This is a genomic window from Nocardia sp. PE-7, assembly GCF_030486425.1.
GTDB lineage: Bacteria > Actinomycetota > Actinomycetes > Mycobacteriales > Mycobacteriaceae > Nocardia > Nocardia salmonicida_A.
Window position 1 is genome coordinate 5,922,616 of sequence record NZ_CP129614.1, and the last position, 19,869, is coordinate 5,942,484.

Consider the following 19,869-nt stretch of genomic DNA (forward strand, 5'->3'; position numbering starts at 1 on the left):
TGTCCACCCTCGTAGCCCCTCACACCCCTGTGTCTATAGGCGCCATCGGCACTAGCGTCGTCGAGCCCGAGTTCGACCCGAGCACCTTCATCGGTCCGACACTCGTCACACCGGCCGAGTTCGCCACCGTCACTCCCGATCCCGCTGTCGAGCCGGTGCCGGAGCCGGGCACCGCGGCGTTCCTCGATGCGATCTCCGCGATCGGGCTCACCTTCGAGCGTGACCGTCGCGCCGCCAAGCGTGCGTTCCGCGGCGCGCTTGACCTGGCGACCGACGCCGACTGGGACGTGCTCGACTACATGGTCGAAGTCTTCACCCTCTACCCGCGTGAGGCAGCGTTGCGGCGCTTGCGCGCGCGGTGGGCTGCCGGTGATGACCTCGAGCGGGCACGGTTGGTGCGGTTGGTCCCCGACACCGACCCGGTCCTGCACTCCCACGCCGACCACGACCTCGCCCAAATCCTGGAAGCCCGGGCCAAAGCCAACCCTGATCCCGAGACCACCGCGGCCGACGAGTTCGCCAAGCTCCACGTCCAACTCCTCGCCGCCGAAATGCCACGCCAATCGATCCGCCTGTGGCGCAACCCGTTGCCCCGACTGACGTTGCCCGCTTCCCGGGCCGTCGATGCCTCCAGGTTGCGGCCCGAGCAGATCCGTGCCCGTGTCGGCGCGCGGGGCAAACGACGGCCCGCCGAGGCGGAGCCGTTCGAAGTCGCCGACTACGTCGCCGAGTCGTTGTTCGTCGACACCGAAGTCGACACCCAAGCCAGGTTGCGCCAACGCATGGCCGAACTGCTCGCTCGTGGTGTCCGATTCACCGGGACCACCCCGGGCTGGACGCCTCGCCGCCCTGGCGAGCGTGCACCCCTGCCCACCGAGGTCTCCGACGCGATCTGGGATCACCAGTACTGTGCCTTCGTCGCCGACCAACACGACCTCGACCGCGCCGTGGCCGGTGCTCCCGTGAAGTCGCACGAGCACTCGTTGCTGTGGGCCGAACGACGCACCGGACTGGGCTCGCGCTCGGACCGTCGTGACTCCTACCTGTTTCAGGGCAACGGGCTCGATGACTTCCGCACCGCCATGAACCCCGTCGCGGGATGGCGGTGCGTGTCGTGCTTTGTCGAACGCGCCGCCACCGACCAACGCCCCATCCACACCCGTGACGGAGTGCTGCGCTCCGACGACGGGCTGTGTGACTACTGCCGCAGCGACAACCGCACCGGTCTGCCCGCACTCAAGTCCGGGTTCGAACTGTCCGAACTCGCCACCGCGTACTGCACCTACCTCGCCGAGCACTACCCCGACGCGGCATGCGCGCTCCTCGACGAGGTACGTCGACGGGCACCCGAGTGGCTGATCCGTGTCGTCGACGGATTCCTCGCCACGCATCCGGAACTTCCCGGCGCGCCCACCCTCGCCGACCTCGAAGACGAGTCCGCGCCGGTGCGGCCCGCGCCGCGCAGGCAAGCGCGGGAACTTCCCCCCGGCCAACGTGCGGGGCGGTGCGAGGGCTGCACCCAGTACCTGCCCGTCCACGACGACGGATTCTGCACCCAGTGCCGGGTCTACCTCGGCCTGTACGTGCCGGCGGCGCAGGACAACACCGCCGCCTGATCTCGTCCTCGCCCGACCCGTTTTCTCCGTAGTCGGTTGGGGCACCGCGCGACCGGGTGCCCCAACCGCTCACCCGATGGAGGCTTCTCGTGTTCGGCCGCGCCCATCTCCCACGCGCCCGCCGCCGGTTCCAGCAACAACCCAGTGGTTCCGTGCTGCGGCAGCTCTGCGTAACCGTGCATCTGGCCACCGAACCGCACGCCATGCTGCGCGGGTACCCGCCCGGCATGACCCTGGTCCTCACCGACCGTTTCCTCGTCAACGTCTCAGCGCGCAACACCGACGTCGAGATCCTCCACGACGCCTTCGAACCCAGCTTCGACGACCGAGCGGTGACCGAGCACGCCAACGCTGCACGAGACGGACTCCCCGACACCTACGACCACAGAACCCGCCGTGGCTACAGCCCCGCGCGCCGACGCCTGATGGTCGGAGACGTCATCGCGCTGGGCTCACGTCACTACGCCTGTACCGCGCTCGGGTGGCTGCACGTCCCACCACCCGGCTGACCCCCAGCTCTCACCACTGCACCTACACCCGATCCGAAAGGTGAACCGCGATGGGCCAACCCTTCAAACCTGTCTTCCTCGCCGAGGACTCCGACACAGTCACCGGCCACCTCGATCCAGAGATCTTCTACAAACTCGCCGAGCACGCCACCCGACAAGACGACTGGTTCGTCTCCGACGTCGCACGAATCCTCACGACACCGACGCGCATCGTCTGGGTCGGCGCGTCCGCCGACCCAGAACCTGGCACCCAGCCACCGGCTAACCTCCGTCAGCTCTCCCACGCGCTCCCTCAGACGCCGGTCCCCGATCGCGCGAGCGGCCCGTACCTGATCAACCACGACCGCCGCGTGTACCTCCTCGACGACTCCACGACCGAGGACGAGGCCCATCCCTTGGCCGCGCTCACCGTCGAAGGCGGTGAGGGCTACCTCGAAGACGAACACGGCCTGATCGGATCCTGGGCGCGCCAACGCATCAGCGTCGCTGACACCGCGCCCACCGGATACACCGAAATCCAGTTCCGCGCCTGGTTCGTCTGACCCAGCGCCGCCACCCGGCCGCACCGTCACCGGACAGCGAGTTGGTGTCCCAACCCATTCCACTCTCACCGGAGGTATTCGTGTTCCACCGAGCCCGCCGCTACCTCACACGACTGGGCGTCGTCGCTGCCCGCGCCCTGCGCCGACGCCGATCGGTCCTCGTCACCGTCTATCTCGCCAACGACCCACTCGCGCTCATCACCGGCTACACCCCCGGCACCGCACTCACCCTCGCCGACCGGTTCGATCTCGACCTCACACCCCGCCTCGCCGACACCGCCTTGCTCGAGCGAGTCTTCGCCCGAGACACCAGCGGTCCCGACGACGTCGTGCTCGGCCGGATCTTCGATGCACTCAACGACCACCCCGAACCCGGCGACGAACACCTCACCACCCGCTGGTACAGCGGCGGACGCCGCTCGCTCTCGGTCGGCGACGTCGTCGCGCTCAGCGGACGCCACTACGCCTGCGCGCCGATCGGCTGGGAACCGATCGCAGCGCCGGACTGAGCCCGCCGACGGGTGGGGATCAACCGCGTTCCACCCGTTGATCCCCACCCGAAGCACCCCGCAGTAGCCCGCCATACTCACCACCGCTGCATCCAGCCCATGCCTGCCCTACGCCGCGCCTCTCGCCACTACTCCCGCACCCTCTTTCACGCTCCCACACACCTCTCCTCGCTTCTCTCCGCCCCTTTTAACATGCAGACATCTGGCATCTCGGATACCGATCCGATAACGCCCGTGTCGATAGTTGTCCATCGTCGTCCAGCGTAGACCAAGCGAATAAATTGCCCCTTGCGGCAAGGGAATTCGCGATGCTTCATGGAGGCATGGTCGCGACCATTCATCGAGTCGCCGCAGGAAACGGCTACCAATATTATCTGCGCAAAACCGCCGCCAACGACAGGACAGCTCGCGGGCGGTCATCGCTGTCGCAGTACTACTCCGACCACGGCGAAGCACCCGGACGTTGGCATGGCACCGGACTAACCTCGCTCGGCATCGCCGCTGGTACGGAAGTGACCGAGGAACAGATGAAGTCGCTGTTCGGGCAGGGCCTTCACCCGAACGCCGAGCAGATCAAGACCGAGGTCTTCCAACGCCAGATTGCGCTCGGCGCCAACGACCGCGACGCCACCCGCACGGCTGAGAAGGCAACCAAATTAGGCAACAAATTCGCCATCTACAAGGTCCGTTCGGAGTATCGGAAGCGCTGTTCCGAGGCCTACCGTGCGCACAATTCAGAACGAAATCTCGAGCCCACTGCCGCAATTCCCGATGATGAACGTGCGCGCATTCGTACACGACTCGCGACCGGAATGTTCACTGACGAGTACGGTCGCCCACCCCTGAACGCACGAGAGTTGTCGGGATGGGTCGCCAAAAACTCGCGCGCGAACCAGGCCGCGCTGGCAGGTCTCGAGATCGCCTTCTCCCCGGTGAAGAGTGTGTCGGTGCTGTGGGCGTTGGCCCCACCGGACATGGCAGCCCGAATCGAGGCCGCCCACCAACGCGCGATCGGTGATGCGTTGACGTGGTTGGAGCGCAACGGCTTGTTCACCCGGCTCGGCCGTAACGGGGTCCGCCACGTCGAAGTCGAGGGGATCGTCGCGGCCTGTTTCACCCATCGCGACAGCCGCGCAGGCGATCCCGACCTACACACCCACGTCCTGATCGCCAACAAGGTCCGCACCCTGGACGGGAAATGGCGCACGATCGACTCCCGGCTGTTCCACGAAGCCGCTGTCACGGTCTCGGAGATCTACGACTCCCGCCTCGAGCACCATCTCGAACTCGCTCTCAACCTGCAGTTCGAAACCCGCCCCGACCGCAACATCCACCAAGTCCCCGTCCGTGAGGTCATCGGCGTCCCGCTGGAACTGATCCACGCCTGGTCGCAGCGAGGCACCGCGATCAACGCGCGCCTGGACCAACTCACCGCCGATTTCCAGACAACCTTCGGCCGCGAACCGACCCCGGAGGAGGTCTACGGTCTCGCCGACCGGGCGACGTTGGATACCCGTCCGGCCAAACACCTTCCGGAATCGCACACCCAGCAAAGTGAGACCTGGTCGGCCCAGGCCACCACGTTGCTCGGTGGCCGTGAGCCGGTTGAAGCGGTAGCGATACGCGTGGTGGCGGTGCCGCGGATACCTCGCCCGGACCCGGACGCCGTCTTCATCGCCGCGACCGCCGAGCGCGCGCTGGCCGCAGCGTCGCAGCGACGCTCGACATGGCGGCCGTTCAATCTGCGGGCCGAGATCGAACGCCAACTGCGCGGCCAGATCAGCCCGGCCGACTGGGACTGGGTTCCCGACAAAGTCGTCGTCGCCGCGCTCTCGCCACGGTCTGCGGTCGCGCGCGGTGATCCCGACCTCACCGAAGAGCCCGGGCTGCGGGCGGTGCCCGCCTGGTTGCGCCACCGCGACGGCAGCCCCGTTCACGTTCGACCGAACTCCCAGATCTACACCACCGAAGCCACTCTCGACGTCGAAGCCGCACTCATCGAGCTGTCGATCGAGCCCGGCGCCCGCACCCTGGACTCCGCACTACTGACCAGCGCGGTCACGGACTACAACACAGCGCATCCTGATCGGCCGCTCAATGCCGGCCAGATCGGTGTCATCTCCTCCTTCGCCACCTCCGGGTTGCGCGTGCATACCGCCAACGCACCTGCCGGAACCGGCAAGACCACTGCCATGCAAGTCCTCACCAGCGCATGGCATTCCAGCGGCGGCACCGTCCTCGGCATGGCGCCCACCGCTGCGGCGGCCGCTGTGCTCGGGGAGTCGATCAGCACCCGCGCCGAGACCGTCGACAAGCTGCTCGACGTCATCGACCGCCACTCCCCCCGCACGGATTCGCCCACGATCGTGCGGGATCATCCGCCGTCGTTGCCGCAATGGGTCCTCGACATCGACGACCGAACGCTGGTGATCGTCGACGAGCACGTCAAACTCGGCAACACCAAACGGCTCCAACTGCTGCAGTTCCTCTCCCGACGCGGCGCGACAGTGCGCTGCATCGGCGACGACCGGCAACTGCCCGCGATCGACGCCGGTGGCGCCGACGCCGACATGAACGCCGCCTCCCCCGAACAGACGTTGACGCTGTCGCACGTCGTCCGGTTCGCATCCACCGGCGAAGCATCGGCGTCGATCGGGCTGCGCGAGGGCGACCCGGCCGCGCTGGCCTGGTATCTGGACAACGACCGCATCCACGCCGGGCACACCGGATCGGTCTACGACGACACCTACACAGCATGGGCCGCTGACAACGTCGCCGGTCGCGACGCGGTCATGTTGGCGCCCACACACAAGGTCGTGAGCGCGCTCAACGCACGCGCCCGCGCCGACAGACTCACCCGAACCGGCACGAAACCCGATACCGAAGTGGCCCTCGTGGACGGTCTTTCCGGCTCCGTCGGTGACACCGTGCGCACCCGACGCAACAACCCGAAGCTGCGTTTCGGCCAGACGGACTGGGTTCGCAACGGCTACTCGTGGACCATCACCGACGTCCACGAGGACGGTTCACTGACCGTTTCGCATCGACGCGGCGGCACCGACAGCGCCAAAACCGTACGACTTCCGGTCGAGTATGTGCGCGTCCACGTGCACCTCGGATACGCCGCGACGATCGATTCCGCGCAAGGAATCACCGCCGACGCCTGCCATGTCGCGCTGTCCGGGCGCGAATCCCGCCAACAGTTCTACGTCGCGATGACCCGCGGAATCCACGCCAACCACGCCTACATCGCGACCGCGCTCGACGGCGCCGAAGGCTCGATCTACACCGAACCTGCCGTCTACCCGCGCACCGCAGTCGAAGTTCTGCAGCGAGTGTTGGCTCGCGACGGGGCACAGAAGTCAGCGCACTCCGAGCTTCGTGAGGCCCTCGACCCGGCTTTGCGGATCGGGCGGGCGGTCGATATCTACCTCGACACCCTCGGCCTGGCCGCTGAACACGCCCTCGGCACCGACCGCCTCGTAGACCTCGACCGTGCCGCCGACACCATCCATCCCGACTTGACCGAGAGTCCCGCTTACCCGGTGCTCCGTCAACACCTGGCCCTGATCGCACTCACCGGCGCCGATCCAGTAGCCGCACTTCGCGCTGCGGCTACTGCCCGCGAGCTCGACACCGCCGACGATCCGGCCGCGGTGCTGGACTGGCGCCTGGATCCCTCTGGAGCGCATTCCACCGGCAGCGGACCTCTGCCCTGGACGCCAGGACTCCCCACCGGTGTCGCCGATGAAGCTCTCGCTGAACCTGTTCGGGCACGCGAACGGATCGTGTCTGCCCTTGCCGAACAGATCCGTGATGCCACGGCAGGGTGGACACCGGCCACCGCACCCGCGTGGGCACGCCCACTGCTGGGCACCGATCCCTCATTGCTGGGCGAGCTCTCGGTGTGGCGGACCGGACTCCACGTCCCCGACACCGATACCCGGCCCACCGGCCCTGCCCGCTACACCGACCTCGAACGCCTGCACCAGAAACGTCTGCAACAACGCGTCATCGACGCCTACGGTGACCCGGCTCTGCCGCGCAATCGGTGGGCCGACGTTGTCGATGACCTCGATTCTCGTATCAGCACCGATGCGTTGTGGCCGGTCGTGGCTGACAAGATCGACCTCGCCGCACGTTCCGGACTCGACATCACCGTCCTGCTGACCGACGCGGCCGCACAGCGGCCGTTGCCCGACGAGATGCCCGCCGCAGCATTGTGGGCGCGCCTGGAACTGGAACCTTCCGCCCTCGACACCACCGGCACCGACCTACTCCGACCCGACTGGCTACCCGACCTCGAAGCCGTTCTGGGCACCGACATGACCGAACAAGTCACTACCGAACCGGCCTGGCCTCGTGTCGTCGCCGCCGTCGAACGGGCCACCAGTACCTGGTTGCCTCGCGATCTACTCGTCACTGCCTACGAACTTCTCCAAGGCGCGCAACCCGACGACGCTACACCGCTGCGCGCCGACCAACTCGCCGCCGCACTGGCCTGGCGCATCGACGCGCTGCACCACCACACCCCGACACCGCAACCACCCACCCAGGACACAGAACCGTCAGCGCCTGGACCGACCGCCCCAGACGCCGAGAGGGAGCCCTCGGCCAGCTCTGCTACAGCCGCGCCGGCCACAAATGAACCCGACGACGCTCCTGTCGTCACCGATATCAGAGACCCCCTCGAGGAAGACCTCCTCACCGGTATCGAAGGCATCGCCCGACTGTTCGAGACAGGGCGAGTCGCTGACGCTGTCACCGCATACCGAACCTTCAGCACCGAGCTGTCCGACGACGAACACGCGGTGCTCACCGCAGTCTCGGAAACCCTCTACCAGTACAGCTTCCCCGTCGCCCTGGCTCGACTGCGCTGGGCCGAGCAACAATTCCCGCAACACCGTGGGTTGATCCACGCGTGCACACCCTCGACCGATCCGAATATTTTCCGCCGCGACACCAAACCCGACCATGACCGATCCCGACCCGTCTACGAGCACCGCGAGCACGTCGACTCCACGGTCACCCGGGCAATTTTCGACCCGGTTCAGGCCGCCGGCAACGACGCCTTCGACACCTACCTCGACGACGCGGGAGCTCCCGACAGCCACGATATGACGCCTACGGCGGAGCGGCTCCGACCGGCAGGTACTGGTTACCCGATCGACTACGACTTGGCCGCGATGCCCGCCATCGTTGGCCTACCGTGCGTCGACTGCAGCACCGAACGTCCTCGCAACGCCAGCTCCCCCGTACCTCCACGACGCTCCGACGACGGTCTGTGCCACGACTGCCGAGACAACGAACGGCCAGGTATCCCCGACCACAACCCAGCCGAGCACCTCGCCGCGCGATGCGCCCACATCGCCGAAACACACCCTGCGCCAGCGGTGTTGGCGATGCTGCGCCGCGACTGGCGGATACTCGACCAGGCCGGGCGCGCTGTCATCCAACAGTGGTTGACCGGCAATCCGCTCACCGAACAACCACTCCCGGTCCTCACGCCCTTGCAGTGTTTGTCCGATCGTGACCTCGCCGACGCGATCGGCGGACTCGCCCAACGGCTCAGCAACATCGCCACCGAGGCCGAATTCTTCGCCCCCACCCGACACGACGACTTCGACACCGAGCCCGACCCGACCGTAGCCGAACACAGGCACGCCGCCGATGACGCACAAATGACCGCACGACAACACGCCCACGAACTCGACACTGCCATCCGCCACCTCCACACCACCTCCGACGCACTCGAGACCGCGCGCGAAGAACTCAACGCCCTCCCAGTGACGCAGCGACGTCAGCGAAAGGCTTTGCAGGAGCGCATCAACACGCTGGTCCACGAACACCGCGAACGCAGCGGAGAGCACCAGCAGATCCGAAACACCGCGCGGGCGGCGAACCGTCACGCCAACGAACTACTCACCCGAGCAGCGCGCACCGCCGCCGAGGACGAAAGCCGACGTCAGGCCGATCAGGCACGTGCCGCTGATGAGGCCAGCACAGTCCGCGAAGAAACCGCAACCGTATTACGGGAAGCGCTCGGATCCGAGCTAGCCAATCACCGCGCAGAACACCTGCGGCGACAAACTTTGACGCCCGCGAGACGGCGGATCGAGGAGCACGCGCGAATCGAAATCGCCTCAGCAGCTGAGGATTTCACCTTCACCGAGTACCCCGAACCAGACAGCAGCAGACCAAGTCATCGAACCGACCTCGGTCTGTAATACCAAAACAGGGAGGGATCACCTCCAGCGCCTGCGTTAGGCACCTTTCGTCCGGTGGTGGAGTCGAAGCACGTGAGGGCGCCGCTTGTGGTAGTCGCAAGCCGATTCCCGAATCCGTGTAGTGCCACGATCGGTACAGGGAAGCGAGACAGCTGCCGATCGGCGGCTCGCCATGCTCGGTTCCCAACGCGCAAGGTCACGAGGCCACGCCGCAGTGGCTCGCGGTGATCGCCGATCAACAACGCCATCGAGCACCGCCCGGACACCACAGGTGGGACGGGTACCGGGATCTGCTACTCGAGATCGATCCACGACCACGGCTCGGCCGGAGTGAGTTCGTCGGCTGGTGCCCGACCAAAGCGGAACTTCTGCTCCAGATCGGGACGAGTTTTCAGGAACAAAGCAAACCCGCCCGCTGCTGGCAGACGCTCGGCCAGCACTTGGATCTGGGTGTGTGCGCCGAGCTCCCGCAGCTGTCCGATCAGCAGGAGAATCCCTGGCAGCGGCTGATCGAGGTCGACCTGTGCGGCGGGATCTCGCTCCACGAGTGCCTGTACCTGAGCGTGCGCGCCGACCTCCCGCAGTTGGCCGATTAGCCGGGCCACCCTGGACGGGTCGTTTAGGAGGACGTGCTGGGCAGCGCGGTCTGCTAATGCCTGTACCTGAGCGTGCGCGCCGACCCCGCACAGTTCGCCGATTAGCTCGGCCACCCCGGTCGGTATACGGCCGCCAATGTCGACCTGCGCGGCGGGATCTCGCTCAACGAGTGCCTGTACCTGGGTGTGCGCGCCGACCTCCCACAAGCGCCCGATCAGCCACGCCACCCCGAGCGGGTCATCGAGGAGGACGTGAGCGGCGGCGCGGTCTGCGAGCACCTGCACCTGAGCGGGCGCGCCGATCTCCTGGAACTGCTCGATGAGCCAGCCCACTCCGAACAGGTCGTCGAGGTCGACACATGCGGCGGGATTTCGATCCACCAGCGCCTGTATCAAAGCATGCTCGCCGACCTCCAATAGGTTGTCGATCTCTACTGCCACGGACCTCGGGTCGCCGAGGAGGACGAGAGCGGCGGCACGGTCTGCCAGCGCCTGCACCTGAGCGTGCGCGCCGACCTCCCTCAACTGCTCGACCAACAGGGAAACTTCCGCCGGGCTGCCGCGGTCGATGTGTGCGGCCGGATCTCGATCCACCAGCGCCTGTACCTGAGCGTGCGCGCCGACCTCGCGCAACTGCTCAATCAGCAAAGCGACTTCATCTGGGTCATAGAGGTCGACGTGTGCGGCGGGACCTCGATCCACAAGCGTCTGCATCTGGGTGTGTGCCCCGACCTCCCACAACGAGCCCAACAGCACTGCCACTTCCCCCGGGTCATCGAGGGGGACGTGAGCGGCGGCGCGGTCCGCGAGCACCCGTACCTGAGCGTGCGCGCCGACCTCGCGCAACTGCTTGATCAGCATGGAGACCCCGCCTAGGTCATCGAGGTCGACATGTGCAGCGGGACCTCGATCCACAAGCGTCTGCATCTGGGTGTGTGCCCCCACCTCCCACAACCAGCCCAACAGCATTGTCATGAACCCCGGGTCATCGAGGGGGCATTGAGCGGCGGCGCGGTCTGCGAGCACCCGTACCTGGGCGTGCGCGCCGACCTCGCGCAACTGCTTGATCAGCATGGAGACCCCGCCTAGGTCATCGAGGTCGACATGTGCAGCGGGATCTCGACCCACAAGCGCATCGACCTGAGTGTGGGCGCCGAGTTTCCGCAACTGCTCGATCAGCCAGGCCACTGCGCGCGGGTCGTCGAGGAGGATGTGAGCGATTACAGAGACGGCATCGTGGGCATCATCGGGGAACACGTCGGTCAGCTCGGTAATCAGGGCGACAGCCGCTTTGACATGCCCGCGGCGGGTCGCGTTTTTCCACAGTTGCGCGGCTTCGCGATAGAGCCCCCGGTCCCATGCGGCATTCGCGAGTATGTCCTGGTGGTCGGGGGCAGCGTGTTCGGTGGCGGTTTCCCAGAACCCGAGGGGCGGAGTTGATCGGGCGCGGACACGGCGGCCGTACTGTTCAAGGTAGTCGGCCAACTGGTACACCGGCTGCCCCGAATCGACGCTCGCACGCCCTGCGCGCCGACGACGGGTGTGAGCCGCCGACGGCCGTTCTTTGATGGGGGTGACGGGGCCGCGTGCCCCTTTGCATTTCCGACTGACCTCGTACAACGCGGCTTCGAACCAGTTGTCGTCCAGCGAATCCCAGGTGATGTCGTCGATATAGCTGGCCGCTGCGTCGCGCAACAGGGTGAACGGCAAGACGTTGGGGTGACCCAAGCGCACCGCGTCCATCGCCGCCTCGATCACCGCCCGCCCCGGCACACTCGCGTGCTTATCGTAGAAGTGGACCAGCTCCGGGCCGCCTGCCAGGTACTGAGTGACCTTGCCGCTCTCGGCCCGCTCGACCGCCATCCCCAGTCGAGGGTCCTCACCAGCAAAGGCGCGCATGGCGACCAGATCGGCGCCAGTGAACTCCTCGGGCACTGTAATCGCTGCCGGCTCAAGCAGTTTGCGGGTCGCGGATCCCGGGTCAGTGCATAGGGTGTCGTAGTGCTCGTGCCACAAGCTCCCTAAGACCAGAATCGGTGCCCGGCGGCTGGCCAGCATCGTCTGCAGCTGTTCGGCGAGGCGCCCGCGGTCCAGCTCGCCTGCGGGCAGGAAGTAGCGCTGGGTTTCGTTGAGCCACAACACCGTGCGCGGCCCGACTTTGTCCAGCTGCTCTCTCAAGGTCTCCGGGTGATACGGCGAGGGGTGCCACAATCGCCACCCGCGTCGGGCGCGCAGCGGTTCCAGTGCCTCCCACAGTGCTCGGGTCTTGCCGGTGGAAGAATCGCCGAGCAGCACCGCGATTCCGCTGCTGCCTGCTAGGGCGCGCTCCACCACCTCTGCGAGCCGATCATCGTGAGTTCGGCGCACATACGGCGGCAACGACTTCATGGTGGCATCGGTCACGGTGATCGGTTCGTGCACCTCCAGCACGAATGCATCGCGCACCTCGTCCAGCGGTAGCCCCGGCCGGATTCGGGCATCGGCGTCGGCGCGCTTGTGCGCGTCCTTCCACGCATCCAGCTCGTCGTCGGTGATGCCCCAGACACGCAGGACCGGGAACAGGTTCGCCCACTGTGGGAAACTGTCGCCGTTCACCCAGGCATGGATCGTGCTCTGAGTGGCTGAGACTCCTGAGCGTCCAGCTAGGTCGTTGTAGCTGATATCGGCGCTGGTATAGAGCTCTCCCAGCGCCCGCCGCAGGTCCTCACGCGTATGGATATCGTTTGGGTCAGCCACCGCGGTTCCCTTCCATTTCCTCGGTCGGTGTTCGGTGACGTTCGGCGGACTGTGCCCATCCAGGGCCTCCGTCCTGGGGCCGGTAGGGATTTCGCCGCGCTGGATGCACCGAATTCCCTTCCGGAACAACGATTACCACCATGAACACCACCGAGATCATCGCCCTCATCGCCCTGATCCTGCTGATCCTGCAGACCGCCACCCGCATCCCCGGCGCCCTGGCCGACCTGCTGCGCGCCTGCCTACCGGTCGTAGACGCCGTCCGAGACCTGACTGCGGCGGCAAAACGCCCTACCGAATTCCCGGCCAAGGCCGACAACTCGCGGTCGAGGGCTCGCCGCGCGTCGGCACCGACGTCGGGATGCGGACATGAAAGAACCCCCAACCCGCAGGTTGGGGGTCGGGGGTTGGGGGACAATGGGATCAGTGTCGGGCGAGCAGATGTCGAGCGAAACGACGCGCAATGATGTCCTCCGGCCTGCCGACCACTGGTGGGCCGGAGGCCGGACCTGCTACTTGAGGTCGGTCCACAACCATGGTTCGGCCGGAATGAGATCGTCGGTCGGCTCCCGACCGAAACGGAACCTCTTCTTCTGATCGGGTCGAACGTCAAGAAACACCTCCATCCCGCCCGCCGCCGGTAGGCACTCGCTCAGAGCGTGTATTTGGGTGTGTGCGCCGACCTCCCGCAATCGGCCGATCACCCGAGCTACTACGGATATGTCGAGGGGGGTGTGGGCGGCGGCGCGGTCTACCAGTGCCTGCATTTGGGTAAGTGCGCCGACCTCCTGCAACGGTCCGATCAGCCAGGCCACCCCGGAGGGGCCGTCGAGGGGGGCGTGGGCGACAACGCGTTCCACCAGTGCCTGCATTTGGGTATGTGCGCCGACCTCCTGCAACTGTCCGATCAGCGCAGCCACTCCGGATATGTTGTCGAGAGGGGTGCAGGCGACAGCGCGATCTACCAGTGCCTGCCCCTGGGTGTGTGCGCCGACCTCCCACAACTGGCCGATCAGCCAGGCCACTGTGGAGGGGTTGTCGAGGGGGGTATTGGCGACAGCGCGATCTACCAGTGCCCGTATCTGTATGTGTGCGCCGACCTCCTGGAATCGCGCGATCAGCCAGCCCACTGCGGATATGTTGTCGAGGGGGGCGTGGGCGACAGCGCGATCTACCAGTGCCTGTATCTGGGTGTGTGCGCCGACCCTCCGCAACTGATCGATCAGCCCGGCTACTGCGGGTAGATCGTCGAGGGGGGCGTCGGCGGCGGCACGGTCCATGAGTTCCTGCATCTGGCTGTGTGCGCCGACCTCCTGCAACTGTCCGATCAGCGCAGCCACTCCGGATATGTTGTCGAGAGGGGTGCAGGCGACAGCGCGATCTACCAGTGCCTGTATCTGGGTGTGTGCGCCGACCCTCCGCAACTGTTCGATCAGCCCGACTACTGCGGGTAGATCGTCAAGGGGGGCGTCGGCGGCGGCACGGTCCATGAGTTCCTGCATCTGGCTGTGTGCGCCGACCTCCTGCAACTGTCCGATCAGCGCAGCCACTCCGGATATGTTGTCGAGAGGGGCGTAAGCGACAGCGCGATCAACCAGTGCCTGCATCTGGGTGTGTGCGCCGACCCTCCGCAACTGTTCGATCAGCCAGGCCACCTCGGGTAGATCGTCGAGGTGGACATCGGCGGCGGCGCGATCTACCAGTGCCTGCATTTGGGTGTGTGCGCCGACCTCCTGCAACTCTCTGATCAGCGCAGCCACTCCGGATATGCTGTGGAGGGGGGAGTGCGCGACGACGCGTTCCATGAGCGCCTGTATCTGGGTGTGTGCGCCGACCCTTCGCAACTGTCCGATCAGCCAGGCCACCTCGGGTAGATCGTCGAGGTGGACATCGGCGGCGGCGCGATCTACCAGTGCCTGTATCTGGGTGTGTGCGCCGACCTCCTGCAACTGTCCGATCAGCGCAGCCACTCCGGATATATTGTCGAGAGGGGCGTAAGCGACAGCGCGATCTACCAATGCCTGCATCTGGGTGTGTGCGCCGACACTCCGCAACTGCCCGATCAGCGCAGCCACTCCGAATATGTTGTCGAGGCCGACTTTGGGGGCGGCGCGATCTACCAGTTCCTGCATTTGGGTGTGTGCACCGACCTGCCACAACGGTCCGATCAGCGCAGCCACTCCGGATATGCGGTCAAGGGGGGCGTGGGCGACAACACGGTCTACCAGTGCCTGCACCTGGGTGCGTGCGCCGACCTCCCACAACTGTCCGATCAGCCAGCCCATTTTGTGCAGATCGTCGAGAGGGACGTGGGCAGCGACCCAGTCGACGTGGTCGTAATCATCAGGGAACAGGGTGGACAGCCGGGTGACAAGTTTGAGAGCAGCGTGGCCGTGGCCAATAGCGTTCTTCCATAGTTGAGCGGCTTCACGATAGAGCCCTCGGTCCCATGCCGCATCGCCGAGTGTGTTCTGGTGATCGGGGTCAGCGTGGGCAGCAACGGCATCCCAGAATCCAAGCGGTGGGGTCAGCTGGGCACGGGTACGCCGGCCGTGCTGGTCGAGGTAGTCAGCCAACTGGTACACCGGCGGCCCCGAATCGCCGCTGGCGCGCCGTGCACGTCGGCGAGCGGTATGAGCAGCTGACGGTCGTTCCTTGATGGGGGTGACGGGTCCGCGCGCCCCTTTGGACTGCTGGCGGATCTCGTCGAGAGCAGCTTGGAACCAGGTGTCTTCGTCCAGAGAATCCCAGGTGATGTCGTCGGTGTATTCGGCCCCGATGTCGCGCAGCAGAGTGAACGGCAAAACATTGGGATGGCCCAGGCGCACCGCGTCCATCGCCGCCTCGATCACCGCTTGCCCCGGCACACTCGCGTGCTTGCGGTAGAAGTGAATCAGCGCCGGGCCGCCTGCCAGATACTGGGTGATCTTGCCGTTCTCGGCCCGCGCGAGCGCCATCGCCAGACGCAGATCCTCACCGGCAATGGCGCGCATGGCAGCCAAGTCCGCGCCGGTGAATTTCTCGGGCACGGGAATCGTGGCCAACTCAAGCAGTTTATGGGTCGCCGATCCCGCATCAGTGCACAGGGTCTTGTAGTGCTCGTGCCACAAGCTGCCCAGGATCAGGATCGGCGCTCGCCGTTTGTTGGTCAGCATCGTGCGCAGCTGCTCGGCGAGGCGCCCGCGGTCCAGCTCGCTCGCGGGCAGGAAGTAGCGCTGGGTTTCGTTCAGCCACACCACCGTGTGCGGCCCGACCTTGTCCAACTGCTCTCTCAGATTCTCCGGATGATACGGCGAAGGGTGCCACAACCGCCACCCGCGGCTGGCGCGCAGCGGTTCCAGCGCCTGCCACAGTGCGCGGGTCTTGCCGGTGGAGGAATCGCCGAGCAACGCCGCGATCCCGCTGTTTCCCGCCAGGGCGTCATCGACCACTTCGGCGAGCCGGTCGTCGTGAGCGCGGCGCACGTAGGGCGGCAGCACCTCCACGGCGGCACCTACGCCGAAATCGGTGGCGGTTATCGGTTCGTGGACTTCCAGCGCGAACGGGTCTCGTACCTCGTCCAGCGGTAGCCCCGGCCGGTTCCGGGCATCGGCGTCGGCGCGCTTGTGCGCGTCCTTCCACGCGCCCAACTCGTCGTCGGCGATGTCCCAGGCCCGTAGGACCGGGGACAGATTCGCCCACTGAGGGAAGGTCGTGCCGTGAACCCAGCCGTGGATCGTGTTGCCGGAGGCGGTGACTCCCGATTGCTCGGTCAGCTTCACATAGCTGATGTGTGCGCGGGCGTAGAGCTCACCCAGCGCCCGCTGCAGGTCCTCGCGAGTGTGGATGTCGTCCGGATCGGCCACAACGTTCCCTTCCATATGCCCGGTCGACGTTCAGTGCCGTTCGGCAGACCGTGCTGGCCAAGAGCCACCGACTTGTGGCCGGTCGGGACTTCGTCGCACCGGATGCACCGAATTCCCCTCCCGAACAACGCTTACCAGCATGACCGCCGTCGAAATTATCGCCCTCATCGCCCTGATCGTGCTCATGCTGCAGAACGCCGCTCAGATCCCCGGTGCCCTGACCGACCTGTTGCGTGCCTGCCTGCCGATCGTGGACGCCGTCCGCGACCTGATCGCGGCAATCAAAAGCCCTTCCGCCCTCCCCGCCAACACCGACCAACAGCAGGACACCGACCCGCCGTAGGTCGAATCGCGACCCAGCACTGGTCTCGGGTACGGGCGTGCCCCCAAGCCGCAGCAACAGGACAGCTGTGATCGCGTCCGATGCACCCAGCTCAACGCCGCGAGCAAGCAAAGCCCGCGGATGCCCCACTGTGAGTTCCCCGGTCGCGTGGTCGCCGACTTGCAAGTCCTGCTCACGATCTCGAACGGGCGCGCTTCTGCTCGCACTAGGATTGCGGCCGTGAGCATGGGGTCGCAAACCGACAGCGAAAATTCAATTCTCCTTCCGGAGGACCAGCTGCGGCGGTGGGCCGCATTCACTTATCAGATCCGCGCCTGCGAACTAGTTCTCGCTCGCACTGTCGATCCCGTAGCGGGAAGCGCCCTGCACCAAGCCGACGCGATCTACCCTCGCGAGAAGGTCTCCGCGTGGGCCAGGTCCTACTTGCTCGCCGCGGCCGAGCACCTCGGATTCTGGGCAGATCTGGTTGCACCGTACGAATTCGACGCCGACACGGTGAACAAAGTCCGGTTCCGGCAATACCTGATGCTCGGCCGGTCAGGCTGGGAAGCCGCTGCCCACGCGGTGTGGCTGCTCGACGTGCCAACCGGGACCTTCGAGGAATGCGTGCAGCGATTCGTCCGGCTGATGCACCGCGACTTCAACTATCACCGGGATGCGCTTGTGGCTGACGGAGCCGACACCGAGGTGGTCGACCTGCGGATTGCGAACCTCGCTGACAGCGCCGACCGCCTGCCGTTCGATGCACCGCGCAAGCCCAACCCGCCGGGCTACAAGGAAATGATCCGCAATGCCGCAACGATCACCGGAGCCGATGTCGGCCGTTGGACCTACCTGTGGAATGCAGCTAGCGGCGCGACGCATGGCCAGAACTGGTTCGGCATCGAAGGATTCGATCTGCTCGCCAAAGCCGAGTACGAGCCGGGCTTCTACCGCACCATGTCGACACCTGATCCAACGTTCATCACCGAGACGTTCGAGGCGGCATCAGAGACATTGATGCGCGGAACCGTCCGGGTATTGCAGTTCGGCGGCCACGACCCGACCATGCTCGCCACCGCGACACGCGAGATATTCGAGCGCATGCCAAAGAAGAACGAGCAACTGGCCAACCCAGTCGCCACCTGAAATCGGCGGGGAAGCTTAACTGCGCAAAGCTAGCACCATGGCGCGCTGAGCCGGAGTAGAGACACCGCCCGATCACATGGGTTCAGCGACCTTGCGTCCCATGCCTCTTCACTTGCCCGGGCTTTCGGCGATGACCTGGGCCAACTCGGTCAACTCATGAGGTCCCCGACCATCTGCACACTCGTCGCAGATGTTGATCGCTCGGCCGTCTACGGGTGCTGTGAACGCAGGCAGACCGACATCTTGCTCAAGTTCTTCATCCCACTCGATGGTGGTCTCGAAATTGCAAGCGTCGCAGGGCCATGCCTCGTGCCTGTTCGTATTGTTTGTCATTCCACAACGCTACGGCGCGAGACCGGACAGTTTCACCTGAAATCCAATGTGACGGGCAATACACCGGATTCCTACTTCGCCACCCGACAGGCATCGCTAGCGTTGTAATTTTCGAGCCGTTTTGAGGGCCACTTGAAACTGAGGCACCGACGAAACGGACCGAAACTGACGAGACCGGGCCAGAGAGCCCTCACTGGATCGCACCGACATCTCCCACTTATTGCCGCGCCGCTAACACACCGTTCGTCACGCTTGGCCACGGCTGTGTTCAATGTCGCGATAGATCCGATCTGTCGCGACATCGAGAGTCCAGCTCGCACCGATGCGGACTTCTTCAACGAACGGCAGCGGCTGCCAGCCGTGATACCACGAAGCCATCTGCTCCGGTGGAATCGTCGCCGCCTGTGGGCGTCCCGCGTGACGGGTCAGGGTCTGAGCGAAGGTGAGATCGAAACTGTAGAACAACGACCTTTCCACCGAATGTGTTAGCCGTTCGAGCATGCTCCCGTACCGCTGGGTGTGAAGGATTCCCTCGATGATCACCACCATCCCCCGCCCCAAACATGAACGGGCGATCTCCTCGATCAGCTCGATGTTGAACGCGCCCGCCTCGTCCGGTTCCCGGAGCATGTTCCGCCGCACCAGATCCTGGGATATCACAGCGCATTGCCCTTGTTCGAATCGGCGCTGGACAGCGATCGCGGTGGTCGATTTGCCCGAGGCCGAGTTTCCACGGATCACGACCAGTGGCTTCATCGGACGGTCGTCGGCTGCAGGACGGTGTCGAGCTTGCGGATGAACCGGCCGAGGTGCGGGTCCGTATCGGGTAGGCCGTGGGGGTCGAGATCCCACCACCGACCACCGTCGAACTCGCCCGGGTCGAGATCCAGACGACCGGCCCGATCGCCACGGGCGACGAACCACAGCGAAACGTCCACGTGCCCGGTGGTAGGGCCGATGGTCGAAGTCACGGTCAGAAAAAGTGGCCGTTGGCCGACGACATCGAAGCTCGCGTCGATGCCCAGTTCCTCACGGGCTTCTCGGCGCGCTGCGGCAAACGGATGCTCGAAGGGATCCAGATGCCCGCCCATCGGGAGGTGAAGACCGGACTTGCGGTGCCGACCGAGGTAAAGGCCACGCTCGGCGGGGTCGACCAGGACCACATAGGCCACCAGGTGCGGCGAGGGCGTCGCAGGCGGAATACGACGGTAAACATCAGCGGTTCCGGCGAGCCAGTCCAGGGTCTGTTCGATGTGTCGCTGCTCGAGATCGTCGAACGGGGCCATCGCGGCGATCAACTCGGCGACGGCAGCGGTAGATGGGTCCATGGCGCGCGAGGATAGTCGCGGCCTCCGACACCAATCCGGGGTCTGTCAGCACCTGCCGCGACCTACTCGGTTCGACCCAGTTTCCCTCGTTTTGAGTGTTGAGGTGACCGCGCAACAGGGCATCCTCTGTCGACCAACGGCCCTCCGGCAAGGCATA

General features: G+C 65.6%; 13 protein-coding genes. 8 read left to right on the forward strand and 5 right to left on the reverse strand.

Annotated elements, in window-relative coordinates:
- The first annotated feature begins 29 nt into the window (after positions 1–29).
- The 5 genes from QX204_RS27890 (at position 30) to mobF (ending at position 9,403) form a co-directional block, all read left to right on the forward strand.
- Entirely contained in the window at positions 30–1,616 is a 1,587-nt protein-coding gene (locus QX204_RS27890; protein ID WP_301903489.1) for a hypothetical protein, read from the forward strand.
- A gap of 89 nt (positions 1,617–1,705) precedes the next feature.
- Positions 1,706–2,125, forward strand: coding sequence for a hypothetical protein (locus tag QX204_RS27895; protein ID WP_301903491.1), 420 nt, complete (start codon positions 1,706–1,708; stop codon positions 2,123–2,125).
- A 50-nt stretch (positions 2,126–2,175) separates the two neighbouring features.
- The gene (locus QX204_RS27900; RefSeq protein WP_301903492.1) at positions 2,176–2,667 is read left to right on the forward strand and encodes a hypothetical protein; all 492 of its coding nucleotides are present in this window, start codon (positions 2,176–2,178) and stop codon (positions 2,665–2,667) included.
- 80 nt (positions 2,668–2,747) lie between these two features.
- Entirely contained in the window at positions 2,748–3,176 is a 429-nt protein-coding gene (locus tag QX204_RS27905; RefSeq protein ID WP_301903493.1) for a hypothetical protein, read from the forward strand.
- Between the two features lie 323 nt (positions 3,177–3,499).
- Positions 3,500–9,403 (forward strand): MobF family relaxase, encoded by a 5,904-nt coding sequence (gene mobF, locus QX204_RS27910; protein ID WP_301903494.1) that lies wholly within the window; start codon positions 3,500–3,502, stop codon positions 9,401–9,403.
- Between the two features lie 293 nt (positions 9,404–9,696).
- On the opposite strand, the gene QX204_RS27915 is transcribed toward mobF, so the two are convergent.
- Complete coding sequence (locus QX204_RS27915; RefSeq protein ID WP_301903495.1) at positions 9,697–12,735, reverse strand: helix-turn-helix domain-containing protein; 3,039 nt, start codon at positions 12,733–12,735, stop codon at positions 9,697–9,699.
- Between the two features lie 140 nt (positions 12,736–12,875).
- Between QX204_RS27915 and QX204_RS27920 the strand changes: the two genes are divergently transcribed.
- Positions 12,876–13,202: a hypothetical protein gene (locus QX204_RS27920; protein WP_301903496.1), complete on the forward strand. Its 327-nt coding sequence runs from the start codon at positions 12,876–12,878 to the stop codon at positions 13,200–13,202.
- A 45-nt stretch (positions 13,203–13,247) separates the two neighbouring features.
- On the opposite strand, the gene QX204_RS27925 is transcribed toward QX204_RS27920, so the two are convergent.
- A complete protein-coding gene (locus QX204_RS27925) occupies positions 13,248–16,580 on the reverse strand; it encodes a P-loop NTPase family protein (RefSeq protein ID WP_301903497.1) in 3,333 nt (1,110 codons plus the stop codon).
- 139 nt (positions 16,581–16,719) lie between these two features.
- Here QX204_RS27925 and QX204_RS27930 point away from each other — a divergent pair, with 139 nt between their 5' ends.
- A complete protein-coding gene (locus QX204_RS27930) occupies positions 16,720–16,923 on the forward strand; it encodes a hypothetical protein (RefSeq protein ID WP_301903498.1) in 204 nt (67 codons plus the stop codon).
- Positions 16,924–17,142: 219 nt separating this feature from the next.
- A complete protein-coding gene (locus QX204_RS27935; protein ID WP_301903500.1) occupies positions 17,143–18,051 on the forward strand; it encodes a hypothetical protein in 909 nt (302 codons plus the stop codon).
- Between the two features lie 108 nt (positions 18,052–18,159).
- On the opposite strand, the gene QX204_RS27940 is transcribed toward QX204_RS27935, so the two are convergent.
- The 3 genes from QX204_RS27940 to QX204_RS27950 all read right to left on the reverse strand — a co-directional run bounded on the left by QX204_RS27940 (position 18,160) and on the right by QX204_RS27950 (position 19,712).
- Positions 18,160–18,384: a hypothetical protein gene (locus tag QX204_RS27940; RefSeq protein WP_301903501.1), complete on the reverse strand. Its 225-nt coding sequence runs from the start codon at positions 18,382–18,384 to the stop codon at positions 18,160–18,162.
- Positions 18,385–18,630: 246 nt separating this feature from the next.
- Positions 18,631–19,140 carry a P-loop NTPase family protein gene (locus tag QX204_RS27945; RefSeq protein WP_301903502.1) on the reverse strand — a complete coding sequence of 170 codons (510 nt, stop codon included), beginning with the start codon at positions 19,138–19,140 and terminating at the stop codon, positions 18,631–18,633.
- Positions 19,137–19,712, reverse strand: a complete 576-nt coding sequence (locus QX204_RS27950) for an NUDIX domain-containing protein (protein WP_301903503.1) — start codon at positions 19,710–19,712, stop codon at positions 19,137–19,139. Before QX204_RS27950 ends, QX204_RS27945 begins: the two co-directional genes overlap by 4 nt.
- Between the last annotated feature and the right edge of the window lie 157 nt (positions 19,713–19,869).

Bases quoted from the DNA above. Each gene is read 5' to 3' on its own strand.
- QX204_RS27930 (WP_301903498.1), top strand. From the start codon at position 16,720: ATGACCGCCGTCGAAATTATCGCCCTCATCGCCCTGATCGTGCTCATG.
- QX204_RS27940 (WP_301903501.1), bottom strand. From the start codon at position 18,384: ATGACAAACAATACGAACAGGCACGAGGCATGGCCCTGCGACGCTTGC.
- QX204_RS27945 (WP_301903502.1), bottom strand. From the start codon at position 19,140: ATGAAGCCACTGGTCGTGATCCGTGGAAACTCGGCCTCGGGCAAATCG.
- QX204_RS27950 (WP_301903503.1), bottom strand. From the start codon at position 19,712: ATGGACCCATCTACCGCTGCCGTCGCCGAGTTGATCGCCGCGATGGCC.
- QX204_RS27920 (WP_301903496.1), top strand. From the start codon at position 12,876: ATGAACACCACCGAGATCATCGCCCTCATCGCCCTGATCCTGCTGATC.
- mobF (WP_301903494.1), top strand. From the start codon at position 3,500: ATGGTCGCGACCATTCATCGAGTCGCCGCAGGAAACGGCTACCAATAT.
- QX204_RS27900 (WP_301903492.1), top strand. From the start codon at position 2,176: ATGGGCCAACCCTTCAAACCTGTCTTCCTCGCCGAGGACTCCGACACA.